The following is a 15,284-nucleotide window of genomic DNA, read 5'->3' as shown; positions in this document are numbered from 1 at the left end:
TATGCTCAAGGACCTCGCCGACTGGGCGCGTTCGGCCGAACTCACCATCAAGATGCCGCCACGGGTGTTTCCGGTGAACAGCGTCAAGGCGATGCGCGGCTGCCTGTGGCTGCTGCGCGACGATCCGGCCGCGATGGTGCCGTTCGCCACGTCCGTGTTCGAGGCCTATTGGGGCCGCGATCTCGACATCTCGATGGATGCGGTGCTGCACGAGATCTGCGAAAGCTGCTCGCTCGATCCGCAGGCGTTCTTTGCCGCCATCGCCGAGCCGGCCATCAAGGACAAGCTCAAGACCAACACCGACGAGGTGATCGCGCGCGGCGGCTTCGGCTCGCCGACGATCTTCGTCGACAAGACCGACATGTACTTCGGCAACGACCGCCTGCCGCTGGTGCGCGAGGCCTTGGCGCGCCGCAAGGCGCGGAGCGCCGCCTGATGCCGCTCGCCGTCGTTTGCCCCGAACTCGGGCCACCCGAAGCGCTGCGGCTGGAAGAGATCGCGCGCAAGCCGCTGACTGATGGCGAAGCGCGGATCGCGGTGCGCGCCGCCGGCATCAACTTTCCCGACATCCTGATGTGCGCCGGCGAGTATCAGCTCAAGCCGGAGCTGCCGTTCGTGCCCGGCGTCGAGGCCGCCGGCGAAGTGATCGAACTGCGCGACCGCGCCAGCCGCGTGAAGGTCGGCGACCGCGTCATCGTACGGCTGCGCTTCGGCGCTTATGCGGAAGAGGTGGTGACGAGCGCGGCCAGCCTGGTGCCGGCGCCGCCGAATTTCGACGACGCCGAAGCCGCGACGTTCCTGGCCGGCCACGGCACCGCGTGGCATGCGCTGGTCGAGCGCGGGCAGCTCAAACGCGGCGACGTGCTGTTGGTGCATGGCGCCGGCGGCGGCGTCGGCCTTGCCGCGGTTGAACTCGGCAAGCACCTCGGTGCCACGGTGATCGCCGCGGCGTCGCGCGAGGACAAGCTGGCGGTGGCCCGCGAGCGCGGTGCCGATCACGGCATCCTCTATGGCACAGAGCCGTTCCGCGACGCTGTGAAGCGCATCACCGGCGGGCGCGGCGCCGATGTGGTGTTCGATCCGGTCGGCGGCGAGGTGTTCGAGCAGAGCCTTCGCTGCATCGCCTGGGGCGCTCGGCTCTTGGTGATCGGCTTCACCGGTGGCATCGGCGTGGCGCGCACCAATCTGGTGCTGATCAAGGGCGCCAGCGTCATCGGCGTCCGCGCCGGCGAGGCGATCCGGCGCGACCCAGAGGCCGGCGAGCGACGCATCGCGGCGCTGCTCGATCTCGCCGCGCAGGGCGTGCTCCGTCCCAATGTTTCACATCGGCTGCCGCTGACCGATTGGGCCAAGGGGATGCGGCTGTTGATCGACCGAAAGGCGATCGGTCGCGTCGCGCTGCTTCCGTAAGGCGGAATTGACCCACCTGCAGCGAGTGAAGATTTCGCTTGGCGCGCCGGGCGCGATGTGGAATGTGCAGCGCAAAAGAAACGAGGAATGGAATGGGCGCTGAACTCGATCGCGACGCGTATATCGCATTGGTGGGACAAGAAGTCGGGGTGTCGGAATGGCACCTGGTGGATCAGAAACGCATCGACCAGTTCGCCGACGCCACCGAAGACTGGCAATTCATCCACGTCGATCCCGAGCGCGCCGCGCGGGAGACGCCGTTCGGCGGCACCATCGCGCACGGCTTTCTGACGACGTCGCTGCTCAGCGTGTTCTCCTACGAGGCGATGCCGCGCATCAAGGGCGCCACCATGGGCGTCAATTACGGCTTCGACCGGCTGCGTTTCATCTCGCCGGTGAAGGCCGGCTCGCGCGTGCGCGGCCGCTTCACGCTGGCCGAAGCGACGATGCGCAAGCCCGGCGAATTGTTGTCGCGCACCAGCGTCAATGTCGAGATCGAAGGCGAGAAGCGCTCGGCGCTGGTCGCCGACTGGCTCGGCCTGATCTACTTTCAAGACTAATCACTTCGAAGACTAATCAACTCCCGAGGAAGCTCTCATGGCAATCAGATTCGACGGACGCGTCGCCATCGTCACCGGCGCCGGCAATGGTCTCGGCCGCGCGCATGCGCTGGGCCTCGCGGCCCGCGGCGCCAAGGTGGTGGTCAATGATTTCGGCGGCGCGCGCGACGGCACCGGCGGCTCGATGACGGCGGCGGAGACCGTGGTCGAAGAAATCAAGAAGGCCGGCGGCACCGCGATGGCCGACGGCGCCGACGTGTCGAACTACGAACAAGTGCAGGCGATGGTCGCCAAGGCCACCAAAGAATGGGGCAGCGTCGACCTGATGGTCGCCAATGCCGGCATCCTGCGCGACAAGTCGTTCGGCAAGATGGAGCTGAGCGATTTCCAGAAAGTCATCGACGTGCATCTCGCCGGCACGTTCTACTGCTGCAAGGCGGTGTGGGACGGCATGAAGGAGCGCAACTACGGGCGCATCGTGCTGACGACGTCGTCGTCCGGCATGTTCGGCAATTTCGGCCAGGCCAACTACGGTGCGGCGAAGGCCGGCATCGTCGGCCTGATGAACGTGCTGGCGCAGGAAGGCCGCAAGAGCGACATCCGCGTCAACACCGTGTCGCCGACCGCCGCGACGCGCATGACCGAAGAGCTGCTGCCGCCGCAGGCGCTGGCGCTGATGAAGCCCGAAGCGATCACGCCCGCGGTGCTCTACATGCTCGGCGAAAACGCCCCGACGCGCACCATCTTGGGCGCCGGAGCCGGCTCGTTCGCGCAGATCAAGATCATCGAGACCGAGGGCGTCAACCTGCCGGAAGACCAGTGGACCCCGGAAGCGATCGAAGCCCACATCGGCGAGATCGGCGACATCTCCAAGGCCCAGGCGCTCGAAGGCGCGTTCCAGCAGACGCAGAAGTACGTCGCGCAGGCCGCGGCACGGCTCGGCATCAAGATGTGAGGTGAGGGCAACGGTGGCCTTCAGGCCGCCGCTCTTTGGCGACAACCTCTCCACGAGTCATTCCGGGGCGCGCGAAGCGCGAACCCGGAATCTCTGGTCGCAGAACATCTCGAGATTCCGGGTTCGCTCGCTGGCGCGAGCGCCCCGGAATGACGAGCATTTTGGCTTCAGCCTTTCCACGAGTCATTCCGGGGCACGCCGCAGGCGTGAACCCGGAATCTCTGCGCCCAACCCGGTTGGTGTATAACCTCCGGATGATTTGCAGCGCAGGCCACGATCGTGGCTGACATCATCGATATCGACGCCGCCGTGATCGGTGCGGGACCGGCCGGGCTGATGGCGGCCGAGCAGCTCGCGGCCGTTGGCGCGCGTGTCGTGATCTTCGACGGCATGGGCGCGCTGGCGCGCAAGTTTCTGCTGGCCGGGCGCGGCGGACTCAATCTGACGCACAGCGAACCGCTGCCCAAATTTCTGAAGCGCTACGGTGCGGCCGAAGCGCGGCTGACGCCGGCGATCGACGCGTTCGGACCGGGCGCGCTGCGAAGATGGGCCGACGACCTCGGCCAGCCGACCTTTGTCGGCTCCAGCGGCCGCGTCTTCCCGACCGCCATGAAGGCCTCGCCGTTGCTGCGCGCCTGGCTCCGCCGGCTCGATGCGCAGGGCGTTCAACTCGGGCTGAGACATCGCTGGCATGGGTGGGACAGCGCCGGGCGATTAGTATTCGCCACGCCGGATGGCGAGCGCAGCGTCGCGGCCCGAGCCACCGTGCTGGCGCTCGGCGGCGCGAGTTGGCCGCGGCTCGGCTCCGATGGCGGCTGGGTCGATGTACTGACGGCCAAAGGCGTGGACGTGTCGGCCCTGAAGCCGGCCAATTGTGGCTTCGGCGTCGCGTGGTCGGCATTGTTCGCCGACAAGTACCAAGGGACGCCGCTGAAAAACGTGGCGCTGGCGTTCGCAGAGCAGCGTGTCCGCGGCGAAGTGATCATCACCGCGGCAGGGCTCGAGGGCGGGGCGATCTACGCATTGTCGGCGCGTCTGCGCGACGCGGTGCTGAGCGATGGCGAAGCCCGGCTGTCTATCGCGCTACGGCCCGATCTCGATGTCGCTGCACTGACAGCCCGGCTGTCGAAACCGAAGGCCAAGCAGTCGATGTCGACCTATTTGCGCAAAGCGGCTGGCCTGTCACCGGCGGGCATCGGGCTGTTGCAGGAAGCCGCGCGGCAGGACGGCGTTGCGCTTGCGAAGCTGGCGCCCGACGCGTTGGCGGCATTGATCAACGCCGTGCCGGTGCGGCTCACCAGCGTCGCGCCGATTGCACGCGCGATTTCGAGCGCTGGCGGCATCGCGCTGGACGAAATTGGCGACGACTACATGCTGCGCAAGCTGCCCGGCGTGTTCGTCGCCGGCGAGATGATCGACTGGGAGGCTCCGACCGGCGGCTACTTGCTGACGGCTTGCTTTGCGACGGCAGTCGCGGCGGGGCAGGGGGCGGCGAGGTGGATCAGCGGCGCTCCGCACCAGAGCGTGTAGTTGTCGAACTGCTCCTCTCCACTCGTCATGCCCGGGCTCGACCCGGGCATCCACGGAAACAGGCACAGCGGTGCTCGTGGGCGTGGATGGCCGGGTCAAGCCCGGCCATGACGGCGGGGTGTGTAGTTGCGCCGTGCCGACCAGCGGGCTCAGGCACCCTCGATCTCCTCACGCAGCATCTCCAGTTCCAGCCAGCGCTGCTCGGCGTCGTGCAGGGCCTCGTGGGCTTTGGCCATGGCGGCGGAGGCTTTGTCGAATTTGGCGCGGTCCTTCGCATATAGCTGGGGGTCGTCGAGTTGCTTCTGCAAGTCGGCGATCTCGGCTTCCAGCTTGGCGATGGTCTTGGGCAGCGTCTCCAGTGCGTGCTTGTCGTTGAAGCTGAGTTTGCGCTTCGGTGCGGGCGCGGACGGCGCCGCCTTCGCTGAGGCGTCGTTCGATGCGGCCTTCGCTGTGGTGGCTTCGGTCGCCGCCTTCGCGGCCTGCCGCGTCAGATCGGCGCCGCGCTGGGCCAGCATGTCGGAGTAGCCGCCGGCGTATTCGATCCATTTGCCATTGCCGTCCGGCGCAATCACCGAGGTGACGACACGATCGAGGAAATCGCGGTCATGGCTGATCAGGATGACGGTGCCGTCGTAATCGCCGAGCATCTCTTCGAGCACGTCGAGGGTTTCGAGATCGAGGTCGTTGGTCGGCTCGTCGAGCACCAACAGGTTCGACGGCTTGGCCAACGCGCGGGCCAGCATCAGCCGGCCACGCTCGCCGCCGGACAGCGCTTCGAGCGGCGTGCGCGCCTGCTCCTGGGTGAACAAAAAGTCCTTCATATAGCCGATGACGTGGCGCGGCTTGCCGCCGACCATCACCTGATCGCCCCGGCCGCCGGTCAGCGCATCGCTGAGCGTGGTTTTGGCGTCGAGGCTGTCGCGGTGCTGATCGAGCGTTGCGATTTCGAGGTTGGTGCCGAGCCTTATGCTGCCGCTGTCGGGCGGGACCGCGCCGGTGAGCAGGCTGATCAGCGTCGTCTTGCCGGCGCCGTTGGGGCCGACGATGCCGATGCGGTCGCCGCGGTTGATGCGGATCGAGAAAGTGTCGACGATGGTGCGATGGTCCCAGGCTTTGTTGATGGCTTTTGCCTCGATCACCAGCTTGCCGGACTTGTCGGCCTCGGCGGCCGCGAGTGCGGCGGCACCGGTGGGCCCGCGATAATCGCGGCGCTGGGCGCGTAGTTCGTGCAGGCCGGCGAGGCGCTTGACGTTGCGCTTGCGGCGGCCTGAAACGCCGTAGCGCAGCCAGTGCTCTTCCATCACGATCTTGCGGTCGAGCTTGTGCTGGTCGCGCTCTTCCTCGGCCAGCACCTCGTCGCGCCAGCTTTCGAACTGCGAGAAACCGCGATCGATCTGGCGGATGATTCCGCGGTCGAGCCAGGCGGTCGCGCGGGAGAGATTGCCGAGGAAGCGGCGATCGTGGCTGATCATCACGATCGCGCTCTTGCGCTGCTTGAGATCGCTTTCCAGCCACTCGATCGTGGTGAGGTCGAGATGGTTGGTCGGCTCGTCGATCAGCAGGATGTCCGGATCGGGCGCGAGGATGCGCGCCAGCGCGGCGCGGCGGGCTTCGCCGCCGGAGAGATTGTGCGGGTCTTCGTCACCATGCAGGCCGAGCTGTTCAAGCAAGTAAGCGGCCTGATAGTGCGCGTCGCCGGGCGCGAGGCCGGCTTCGACATAGGCGAGCGTCGTCGCGAAGCCTTCGAAGTCGGGCTCCTGCGGCAGATAGCGGATGGTGGCGCCGGGCTGGACGAAGCGGCTGCCGCGGTCGGGCTCGATCAGACCGGCGACGATCTTCAAGAGCGTCGATTTGCCCGAGCCGTTGCGGCCGATCAGGCACAGCCGGTCGCCGGCCGAGACGGCGAGTTCGACACCGTCGAAAAGCGGCGCGCCGCCGAAGGTCAGCGCGATGTCTTTGAGTTGAATCAGCGGCGGCGCCATCCTGGCTCCATCAAGTCGAAGCGGCGCGGCCGCGCGCGATCCGGCGGATCGCGCTGTCGAGCGCCGAAAGGAATGTCGAGCGGTCGCGCGGCGTGAAGCCGCGCGGACCGCCGGTGATTTCGCCGCTGGAGCGCAGATCGGTCATCAGGTTGCGCACCGCCAGCGTCATGCCGATCGATTCCTCGGTGAACGGCTTGCCGTTCGGCGCGATCACCGTGGCGCCCGCCTTGACGCAGCGGCTCGCCAGCGGAATGTCGGCGGTGATGACGATATCGCCCGCCTTCGCGCGCTCGGCAATCCAGTCGTCGGCCGCATCCATGCCGGAACCGGCGGCGATGCGCTCGATCAAGGGATGCTGCGGCACGCGGATGAAGCCGCCAGCCACGATGCTGACCGGCAGGCCGTGGCGCTCCGCGACCTTGTAGATCTCGTCCTTCACCGGGCAGGCGTCGGCGTCGACATAGATGCGGGTGAGGGCGTCGGTCATGCGTCCAAATGCGAGAGGGCGAGGGGCGGCCTTGCGCCGGCCGCGCCACGGCGTAGCATCGCGGGCAGCGATCGCCAACAAGATCGCGCAAACCGGGAGAAACCATGTCCGCCGGCCTCGAGCCCTGGCGCGTCAGCGCCTACAACACTGCCAAACAATCCGAAAACAAGATGCACGACGACACCGTGGCCCGCCGCTTCGGCTTCACCGGCGGCCTGGTGCCGGGTGTCGAGGTGATGGCCTATATGATGCACCTGCCGGTGCAGCGCTGGGGCCGCGACTTCCTGGAGCGCGGGCTGATCGAGGCGCGCTTCCTCAAGCCGGTGTACGACGGCGAAACCGCGACCGTCTCGGGCCAGGAGATCGGCAACGGCCTGACGCTGGAGGTCGGGAGCCGCGGCGAGCTGTGCGCCACCGGCAGCGCGTCGCTGCCGACGCGGGCGCCGTCGGTCGATCTCGCCGACTATCCGGAGGTCGCTGCGGCTGTTGCGCGGCCGGGCATTGATACGTCGTTTCCGCTCGGCCAACGGCTCGGCACCCAGCCGGTGAGCTGGGGCGGGGCGCAGCTGCGCGGCTATCTGGACGAGATCCGCGAGACCGACCCGATCTATCTGTCGAACAATCTGATCCATCCCGGCACGCTGCAGCGGATCATGAACCGCGTGCTGGTCGACAATGTCGTGCTCGGGCCGTGGATTCACGTCGGCTCGAAGATGCAGCTCCTTGCAGCCGCGACCGGCGACGACGTGCTGACGGCGCGCGCCAAGGTCGTCGGCACCTACGACAAGAAGGGCCACCGCTTCGCCGAATTCGACGCGCTGATCGTCGCCAACGGGACAACGCCGGTGGCGCGTTGTCATCATGTGGCGATCGTCATGCCGAGGCAGCAGGCCGCTGCCTAGCTCACACGACGAGCGTCATCGCCGGGCTTGACCCGGCGATCCATCTCCTTCGCGAGAGCTTATTTCAAGCGCGCTGCGCGCGCGATGGATGCGCGGGTCGAGCCCGCGCATGACGCTGCGGGGAAGACAAGGCCTAAATTAACTAAGCCGCCGCCTTCGCATCCCGGATCGCCCGCCAGACCTTCTCCGACGTCAGCGGCATCTCGAGAGCGGTCACGCCATAATCCTTCAGCGCGTCCAGCACGGCGTTGACGACGCAGCCGAGGGAGCCGGCGCAGCCGGCTTCGCCGCAGCCTTTGGTGCCCAGCGGGTTGCTCTTGGTCGGCACCGGATGATCGCCGACGCTCATCGGCGGAATGTCTTGCGCGCGCGGCAGCGCGTAGTCCTGCAGCGAGCCGGTGATCGGCTGGCCGGACTCGTCGTAGCTGACCTTCTCCATCAGCGCTTGGCCGATGCCCTGGGCGACGCCGCCGTGCATCTGGCCGGCGACGATCATCGGATTGACCACGGTGCCGAAATCGTTGACGGCCGTGTACTTCACCACGTGCGTGACGCCGGTGTCGGGATCGACCTCGACCTCGGCGATGTGGCAGCCGTTCGGGAAAGCCGACGGAATCGGCTGCGTGACGTGATCGACGTCGAGCGAGGACGGCACGCCGTCCGGCATCTTGCCGTCGCGCAGCCGCTGCGCCAGATCCATGATGGTGATGCTGCGGTCGGTGCCGGCGACGGTGAAGCGGCCGGCCTCGAATTCGATATCGGTCTCGGCGGTCTCGAGCAGATGCGCCGCCGCCTTTTTGCCCATGGCGATCACCTTTTGCGCGGCTTCGACGATCGCCGTGCCGGTGGCCATCATCGAGCGCGAGCCGCCGGTGCCGCGGCCGGTGTGGACGATGTCGCTGTCGCCCTGTTCGAGATCGATGCGGTCGAACGGGACGCCGAGCTGATCGCTCATCACCTGTGCGAAGGCCGTGGTCTGGCCCTGGCCGTGGTCGTGCGTGCCGGTGATCAGCTTCACCCGGCCGCCTTCCTCGAACACGATCTTGCCCAGCTCGGGATTGGGCGGCGCGGTGACTTCGAGATAGGAGCCGACCGCGATGCCGCGCAGCTTGCCGCGCTTTGCGCTGTCGCGCTTGCGCTTGGCGAAGCCGGCGTAGTCGGCCGCCTCGACGGCCTGCGCCAAGACGCCGGCGAAGTCGCCGTTGTCGTAGGTGACGCCGGAGCAGGCGGTGAACGGGAATTCCGACGGCTTGATGAAATTGCGCTTGCGCAGCGTCAGCCGGTCGATGCCGATTTCATCGGCGGCACGATCGATCAGCCGCTCCAGGAAGTAGTTGGCTTCCGGACGACCGGCGCCGCGATAGGCGCCGACCGGCGTGATGTTGGTGAGGACGCATTTCACGTCGACCGACAATAGCGGCGTGCGATAGACGCTGCCGATGTTCTTGCCGATGTTGGACGACAGCGGGATCGCCGACACCGGGGTGATGTAGGCGCCGAAATTGCCGAAGCCGGTGATCCGGATCGCCAGAAAATTGCCGCGGTCGTCGAGCGCGAGTTCGGCCTTGATCTGCTGATCGCGGCCGTGGCTGTCGGAGAGCAGGCCGGTCGAGCGCTCGTCGGTCCACTTCACCGGCCGGCCCAGCGCCTTGGCGGCGTGCAGGATGGCGATGTACTCCGGATAGGAGACGTTCTTCATGCCGAACGAGCCGCCGACATTGCCGGTGAGCAGGTGCACTTTATCGTCGGTGACGCCGAGCAGCTTCGCCAGCGTGGTGCGATTGCCGGCGACGCCCTGGGTCGGCACTTGGATGGTGTAGCGGCCGCTCGATGCATCGTACGAACCCAGCGCGGCGCGCGGCTCCATCGGCACCACCGCGACGCGGTTGTTCTCGATGTCGAGGCTGGTGACATGCGCCGCAGCGGCGAATGCCGCGCTCACCTTGTCGGTGTCGCCGAAGTGATAATCGAGCGCGACGTTGTTCGGCACCTCGTCATAGATCAGCGGCGCGCCGGGCTTGGCAGCTTCGGCCGCATCTGTGACCGCGGGCAGCGGTTCGATGTCGAGCTCGACGGCTTCGGCGGCGTCACGTGCCTGCGCCAGCGTATCGGCGACGACGCAAGCCACCGGATCGCCGACGAAGCGCACCTTGTCGGTTGGCAGCGCCGGACGAGGGGTTTGCAGCAGAGGCGTGCCATCGCGGCTCTTCAGCGGCACGGCCGAGCTGAACGGCGCGTAGTTGGCGGCGGCGAGATCGGCCCCGGTGAACACGCCGCGGACGCCGGGCATCGCGCGCGCGGCTTCGATGCCGATGCTGCGGATGATGCCGTGCGGGTGAGGGCTGCGCACCATCACGGCGTAAACCTGACCGGGCAGCGCCAGATCGTCGGTGTAGCGGCCTTTGCCGCGCACGAGCCGGTCGTCCTCCTTGCGCCGCACCGGCTGGCCGACGCCGAACTTCTGCAGCGCGAGCGAGGTGTCGGTGGAACGATGAGTGACGTGATCCTGCATGAAGCGGTCTCGGGCTGGAAATCGGGGAGGAGAGCCGCACCAGGCGCGGTTGTGGGCGGCGGGGCCATCGCTCAGATAGCGCGGCGATCACGTCACCACAACGCATCGGGGGAACCGATGGGCGCGGGGGTGGGTTGCGCTGAGACGATGCGCTGCTAAACTTTCCGTGAATTGGATTTAGCGTAGGCCGGATGGCCACGGAAAGCGATGGGATGGAGGACGACCTGCGGCTTCGCGGCGGCGCGCCCCGCGATGCGCGACACGCGATCGTCGACATGGTGGACGAGGGCCCCGGCACTGCCGGGGCGCATGGCGAGCACGTTTATGCGGCGCTCGACCTCGGCACCAATAATTGCCGTCTGCTGATCGCCCGACCGACGGGCGACAGCTTTCGCGTGGTCGACTCGTTTTCGCGCATCATCCGGCTCGGCGAGGGCGTCTCGACCACTGGCCGGATCAGCGACGCCGCGATCAGCCGGGCCATCGGCGCGCTGGCGATCTGCCAGGAGAAGATCAAGCAGCGCCGCGTCAGCCGGCAGCGGCTGATCGCCACCGAAGCCTGCCGCGCCGCCGGCAACGCCGACGAATTCTGCGACCGCGTTGAAGACGCCACTGGCATCCGGCTGGAGATCATCGATCGCGGCACCGAGGCCCGGCTCGCCGTCACCGGCTGTTCGCCGCTGCTCGATCCGCATGGCCGCGGCGCGGTGCTGTTCGATATCGGCGGCGGCTCCAGCGAGTTGGTGCGGATCGCGCGCGATCCGGCGCGGCCCGATCTCGCGCCGACGATCCGGGCCTGGATGTCGATCCCGCTCGGCGTGGTGACCCTGGCCGAGAAGTTCGGCGGGCGGGTGGTGACGGACGACAGCTACGCCGCGATGGTGACCGAGGTCGCCGGCCATGTCGCTCCGTTCGCCGCCGCCCACGGCGACGATCTCGGCGGCCTGCATCTGCTCGGCACCTCGGGCACGGTGACGACGCTCGCGGGCCTCTATCTCGATCTGATCCGCTACGACCGCCGCCGCGTCGACGGCATCTGGATGAACGCCGACGAACTCAGCGCGACGATCGGCAAGCTGCGCGGCATGAGCTATCACGACCGCGCCGCCAACCATTGCATCGGCACCGAGCGCGCCGATCTGGTGCTGGCCGGCTGCGCCATCCTCGATGCGGTGCGGACCGCATTCCCGCTGCCGCGGTTGCGCGTCGCCGATCGCGGCCTGCGCGAAGGCATGTTGGTCGAGATGATGCGCGAGGACGGCGTGCTCGGCTGATTGACTACGGCTCCGACCCACCTCCGTCATTGCGAGCCGAAGGCGAAGCAATCCAGCTCAGTGCACGGGGCTGGATTGCTTCGTCGCGGAGCCTGTGCCCGGACGGCGCGAAGCGCCGATCCGGGGGCTCCTCGCAATGACGGCGTTGGTCTGTTAAGCAGGCGCTTCTTCATCAGTCGTAAGCAGGACCATGGCCAAAGACACCACCGGGCGGATGCGCGTCACCGTGAAGAGCGGCGGCCGCATGAAGCTGTCGTCGAAGCTGTGGCTCGATCGCCAGCTCAACGATCCCTACGTCGCGCAGGCCAAGCGCGACGGCTATCGCTCGCGCGCCGCTTACAAGCTGACCGAAATCGACGACAAGTTCCGCATCCTCAAAACCGGCATGGCGGTGGTCGATCTCGGCGCCGCGCCGGGCGGCTGGAGCCAGATCGCCGCCAAGCGCATCGGCGCCGCCGACGGCCGCGGCAGGGTGGTGGCGATCGATCTCTTGGAGATGGGTGAGATTCCCGGCGTCACCTTCGCGCAGCTCGATTTCCTCGACGCCGCCGCGCCCGACAAGCTGCGCGCGATGCTCGGCGGCGGCGCCGATTTCGTCATGAGCGACATGGCGGCCAACACCACCGGTCATCGCAAGACCGACCAGTTGCGCATCATCGGCCTGGTCGAGGCCGCGGCGCAGTTTGCCGCCGAAGTCCTCAAGCCGGGTGGGGCATTTCTCGCCAAGGTGTTTCAGAGCGGCGCCGACGCGGCGCTAATGGCTGAGCTCAAGCGCGACTACGCGGCGGTGAAGCATGTCAAACCGGCGGCGAGCCGCAAGGACTCCTCGGAGCGCTACGTGCTGGCGACCGGATTTCGGGGCGCGCGCTGCGACTGAGAATGGTGAGCGCGCCGTCTGCTCTTAATTCCGTTATAGGGTAACAATTTACGTCGGTTGCGGCTGGATTGCCCCTACCGTCGCTCGGTGCCGAATCTCGAATCGGATGGGCGTATGGATATTCCGACCCCGATGTGCAGATCGTGCGGCGTCGATCGCGAACTCGTCGAAATCGAGCATGCCAATGCCGAGTTCGACGTGCCGCATTATCGGTGCCCCGTCTGCAACGACACCTTGAGGCTCGCCGTCCGCAGCGACAGCTCGCCGGACCAGAGCCATGATCGCCGCTAGTGCTCGGCGTGATCGCGCACATGCGTTGCGACGAGCGACCTGGCATCGAGCGACCTGGCAACGAGCGACCTGGCGACGAACGTAGCGGCAGTTATCACGGACGCAGGGCGACCGGTTCCGCCCATCCGGGCCGAACGGCGCGGGCCCTCAGTTCGCGGAACGACACCAGGCGGCGCTGCGCCTCGTCCCACAACACCAGCGGCACACAGCGAAAGCTCTCCATCAGGGTGATGTGCCCGACATCGCTCAGTTCCGGGTGGTCGCGCAGCACGCGCGGCAGCCGGTAGTAGGGAATTCGGCTGGCGAGATGGTGCACGTGGTGAATGCCGATATTGGCTGTGAACCAGCGTAGCGGTGCCGGCAGATCGTAATACGAACTGCCGTGCAGCGCGGCCTGATGCAGATTCCAACGCTCGTTGCGATCCCAGGTCGTGGCCTCGAACTGGTGCTGTACGTAGAACAGCCAGACGCCGGCCGTCGCCGCCAGCAGCATGATCGGCAGATGCACGAGCAGGAACGCCTTGATGCCGATCAGCCAGCTCAATCCGACGATGATCAGCGCGATCGCCAGGTTGGTCGCCATGGTGCTGAGCCAGGGCTTCCAGCCGGTGCGCATGAAGCCGATCGGCAACCGCTGCTGCAATAGAAACACATAGGCCGGCCCGAGGCCGAACATGATCAGCGGATTGCGATAGAGACGATATTTCAGGCGGCCCCACCACGACAGTCCGTCGTACTCGCTCACCGTCAACGTATCGAGATCGCCGTATCCGCGGCGGTCGAGATTGCCGGTGGTGGCGTGATGAATGGCGTGTGACCTGCGCCAGCAATCATACGGCGTCAGCGTCAGCACGCCGATCACTCGGCCGACCCAGTCGTTGGCCTGGCGTTCCGGAAAGAACGCGCCATGCCCGCAATCGTGCTGGATCATGAACAGCCGCAGCAGGAACCCTGCGGCCGGGATCGCGATCAGCAGCGAAGCCCAGGCATGGCCGAGCGAGAACGCGAACCACGCCGCGGTCCACAGTCCGATCAGCGGCAATGCGGTGATCGTCAGTTCACCGATGCTGCGCAGCCGGTTGGGCGTACCATAGTCGGCCAGAATGCGGGTCCAGGTCTTGGCGTCGGGCGCCGTTGAATTCGAGGGACGTGCGGGGGGCGTGGTCATATGCGAGATCCTACGATCGCACGTCGGGCGATGGAATGAAGGGTGTGCGTGCGTGTGCATCACCCCGCGCCGTGAAAATGGAAACAGCGCCGTCACCGGCTGAATTCTGTCAGGGCGTCTCGCCGAGCCCACGGAGAGAATTCATGCGTGGCGCGGGCCGACCGGACGAGGATCAATCAAGCGCTCAACGGCTGCGTCGACATGACGGCGGCCGGTCGGTGAATACCTGACTGAGGAAGCGAGATCCAACGGTCGCTCGGCCAGCCGTCGATCATCGACAACTTGCATATGGAGAGCGAAACGGCGCGATCAAGGCGGCGCCGTCGAAGCGGCTGGTGCTGCCCGTCATATCATCAGCCGAAGCGCTGATCGCGGGCGTCCTGGGTCTGCTGGGTTGCGCTTTTCGTGGCCGCCGTGGCGCTGCCTTTCTTGCTCGAAATCTCGATCACCTTGCGGCCGGAAATCTCCTGGCCGGCGTCGTCCGGCATTTGCCAGAAGAACCCCGCCGAGATCGTCGCCATGACGGCGACGACGAGAAATGCCGGAGCGAATTGCGACGCGTTCAACGTCTCGACATGGCGGAATGCCATCGTCATCTCGACCGAGAACGCGCCGACCGCGACGCCGGCCGACAGCGCGAGCTGCTGACCGACGCTGACCAGCGTGGTGGCGCGGCTCATCTGCGCCTGCTCGACCTCCGCATAGGCCACGGTGTTGATCGCGGTGAACTGCAGCGACCTGAAGAACCCGCCGACCAAGAGAATGATCATGATCAGCCCGAGCGGCGTCTGCACCGTGAACAGCGCGCAAGCGGCGAGGAAGGCCGAGCTGACCACGGCGTTGACGGTCATCACGTTGCGGAAGCCGAAGGTGCGGATGATGCGGGCCGCCAGCGTCTTCATGCCCATCGCGCCGGCTGCGGACGCGAAAGTGACGAGACCGGATTGGAACGGCGTCAGGCCGAAGCCGATCTGCATCAGCAGCGGCAGCAGGAACGGCAGCGCGCCGATGCCCAGGCGAAACAGAAAGCCGCCGATCAGGGCGGCGCGCATCGTCTTCAGCCGCAGCAGCGAGAAGTCGAGCACCGGCGAGGCCGTGCGCCTGGCGTGGAAGACGTAAAGCGTCATCGCCACCGCGCCGACCGCGATCAGCCCGATCACTACCGTCCACGGCAGCAGATTGAGACCGGCGACCGAGAGACCAAAGGCGAGACCGGCGACGCCGATGCCGGCCAGGACCAGACCGCTGAGGTCGAACCGCTCCGGATTCTCACTGCGGATCGGATCGATGAAGCGCAGCGCCATCGCGATGCCGATCAGGCCGATCGGAATTGATC

The 15,284-nt window shown here is 66.8% G+C and carries 14 protein-coding genes; 9 read left to right on the top strand and 5 right to left on the bottom strand.

The window, feature by feature from the left end:
• The 5 genes from I5M_RS10450 to I5M_RS10430 form a co-directional block, all read left to right on the top strand.
• A partial coding sequence (locus I5M_RS10450; RefSeq protein ID WP_022721359.1) for a DsbA family protein occupies positions 1–436 on the top strand: 436 nt, incomplete at its 5' end.
• A complete protein-coding gene (locus I5M_RS10445; RefSeq protein ID WP_022721358.1) occupies positions 436–1,410 on the top strand; it encodes an NADPH:quinone oxidoreductase family protein in 975 nt (324 codons plus the stop codon). The genes I5M_RS10450 and I5M_RS10445, both read left to right, overlap by 1 nt.
• Positions 1,411–1,502: 92 nt before the next feature.
• Positions 1,503–1,970, top strand: a complete 468-nt coding sequence (locus I5M_RS10440) for a MaoC family dehydratase (protein ID WP_022721357.1) — start codon at positions 1,503–1,505, stop codon at positions 1,968–1,970.
• Positions 1,971–2,007: 37 nt separating this feature from the next.
• Positions 2,008–2,925: an SDR family NAD(P)-dependent oxidoreductase gene (locus I5M_RS10435; protein ID WP_022721356.1), complete on the top strand. Its 918-nt coding sequence runs from the start codon at positions 2,008–2,010 to the stop codon at positions 2,923–2,925.
• Between the two features lie 279 nt (positions 2,926–3,204).
• On the top strand, positions 3,205–4,455 hold the full coding sequence (locus I5M_RS10430) for a TIGR03862 family flavoprotein (protein WP_022721355.1): 1,251 nt from the start codon (positions 3,205–3,207) through the stop codon (positions 4,453–4,455).
• A gap of 149 nt (positions 4,456–4,604) precedes the next feature.
• Here the strand turns inward: I5M_RS10430 and I5M_RS10425 are convergent, their stop codons facing one another.
• Together I5M_RS10425 and I5M_RS10420 are read right to left on the bottom strand one after the other, a co-directional pair.
• Entirely contained in the window at positions 4,605–6,437 is a 1,833-nt protein-coding gene (locus I5M_RS10425; RefSeq protein ID WP_022721354.1) for an ABC-F family ATP-binding cassette domain-containing protein, read from the bottom strand.
• Between the two features lie 10 nt (positions 6,438–6,447).
• Entirely contained in the window at positions 6,448–6,924 is a 477-nt protein-coding gene (locus I5M_RS10420; RefSeq protein WP_022721353.1) for a YaiI/YqxD family protein, read from the bottom strand.
• 104 nt (positions 6,925–7,028) lie between these two features.
• Between I5M_RS10420 and I5M_RS10415 the strand changes: the two genes are divergently transcribed.
• Positions 7,029–7,826 carry a hypothetical protein gene (locus I5M_RS10415; RefSeq protein ID WP_022721352.1) on the top strand — a complete coding sequence of 266 codons (798 nt, stop codon included), beginning with the start codon at positions 7,029–7,031 and terminating at the stop codon, positions 7,824–7,826.
• Positions 7,827–7,968: 142 nt separating this feature from the next.
• Here the strand turns inward: I5M_RS10415 and I5M_RS10410 are convergent, their stop codons facing one another.
• Positions 7,969–10,338, bottom strand: coding sequence for a xanthine dehydrogenase family protein molybdopterin-binding subunit (locus I5M_RS10410; RefSeq protein ID WP_022721351.1), 2,370 nt, complete (start codon positions 10,336–10,338; stop codon positions 7,969–7,971).
• A gap of 212 nt (positions 10,339–10,550) precedes the next feature.
• Between I5M_RS10410 and I5M_RS10405 the strand changes: the two genes are divergently transcribed.
• The 3 genes from I5M_RS10405 to I5M_RS33090 all read left to right on the top strand — a co-directional run bounded on the left by I5M_RS10405 (position 10,551) and on the right by I5M_RS33090 (position 12,780).
• Positions 10,551–11,612 (top strand): Ppx/GppA phosphatase family protein, encoded by a 1,062-nt coding sequence (locus I5M_RS10405; protein WP_022721350.1) that lies wholly within the window; start codon positions 10,551–10,553, stop codon positions 11,610–11,612.
• 190 nt (positions 11,613–11,802) lie between these two features.
• Positions 11,803–12,489, top strand: coding sequence for an RlmE family RNA methyltransferase (locus I5M_RS10400; protein ID WP_022721349.1), 687 nt, complete (start codon positions 11,803–11,805; stop codon positions 12,487–12,489).
• A gap of 114 nt (positions 12,490–12,603) precedes the next feature.
• Positions 12,604–12,780 carry a hypothetical protein gene (locus I5M_RS33090; RefSeq protein ID WP_022721348.1) on the top strand — a complete coding sequence of 59 codons (177 nt, stop codon included), beginning with the start codon at positions 12,604–12,606 and terminating at the stop codon, positions 12,778–12,780.
• Between the two features lie 94 nt (positions 12,781–12,874).
• Here I5M_RS33090 and I5M_RS10390 read toward each other — a convergent pair whose 3' ends face one another.
• Together I5M_RS10390 and I5M_RS10385 are read right to left on the bottom strand one after the other, a co-directional pair.
• On the bottom strand, positions 12,875–13,948 hold the full coding sequence (locus tag I5M_RS10390; protein ID WP_022721347.1) for a fatty acid desaturase: 1,074 nt from the start codon (positions 13,946–13,948) through the stop codon (positions 12,875–12,877).
• A 353-nt stretch (positions 13,949–14,301) separates the two neighbouring features.
• The coding region (locus I5M_RS10385) for an MFS transporter (protein WP_022721346.1) at positions 14,302–15,284 on the bottom strand (983 nt) is incomplete at its 5' end.

Origin of the sequence: Rhodopseudomonas sp. B29, from assembly GCF_000333455.1 — a bacterium.
Lineage (GTDB): Bacteria > Pseudomonadota > Alphaproteobacteria > Rhizobiales > Xanthobacteraceae > Rhodopseudomonas.
Note: the sequence above shows the minus strand (reverse complement) of the source record. Positions and strands in the feature narration are given on the sequence as shown.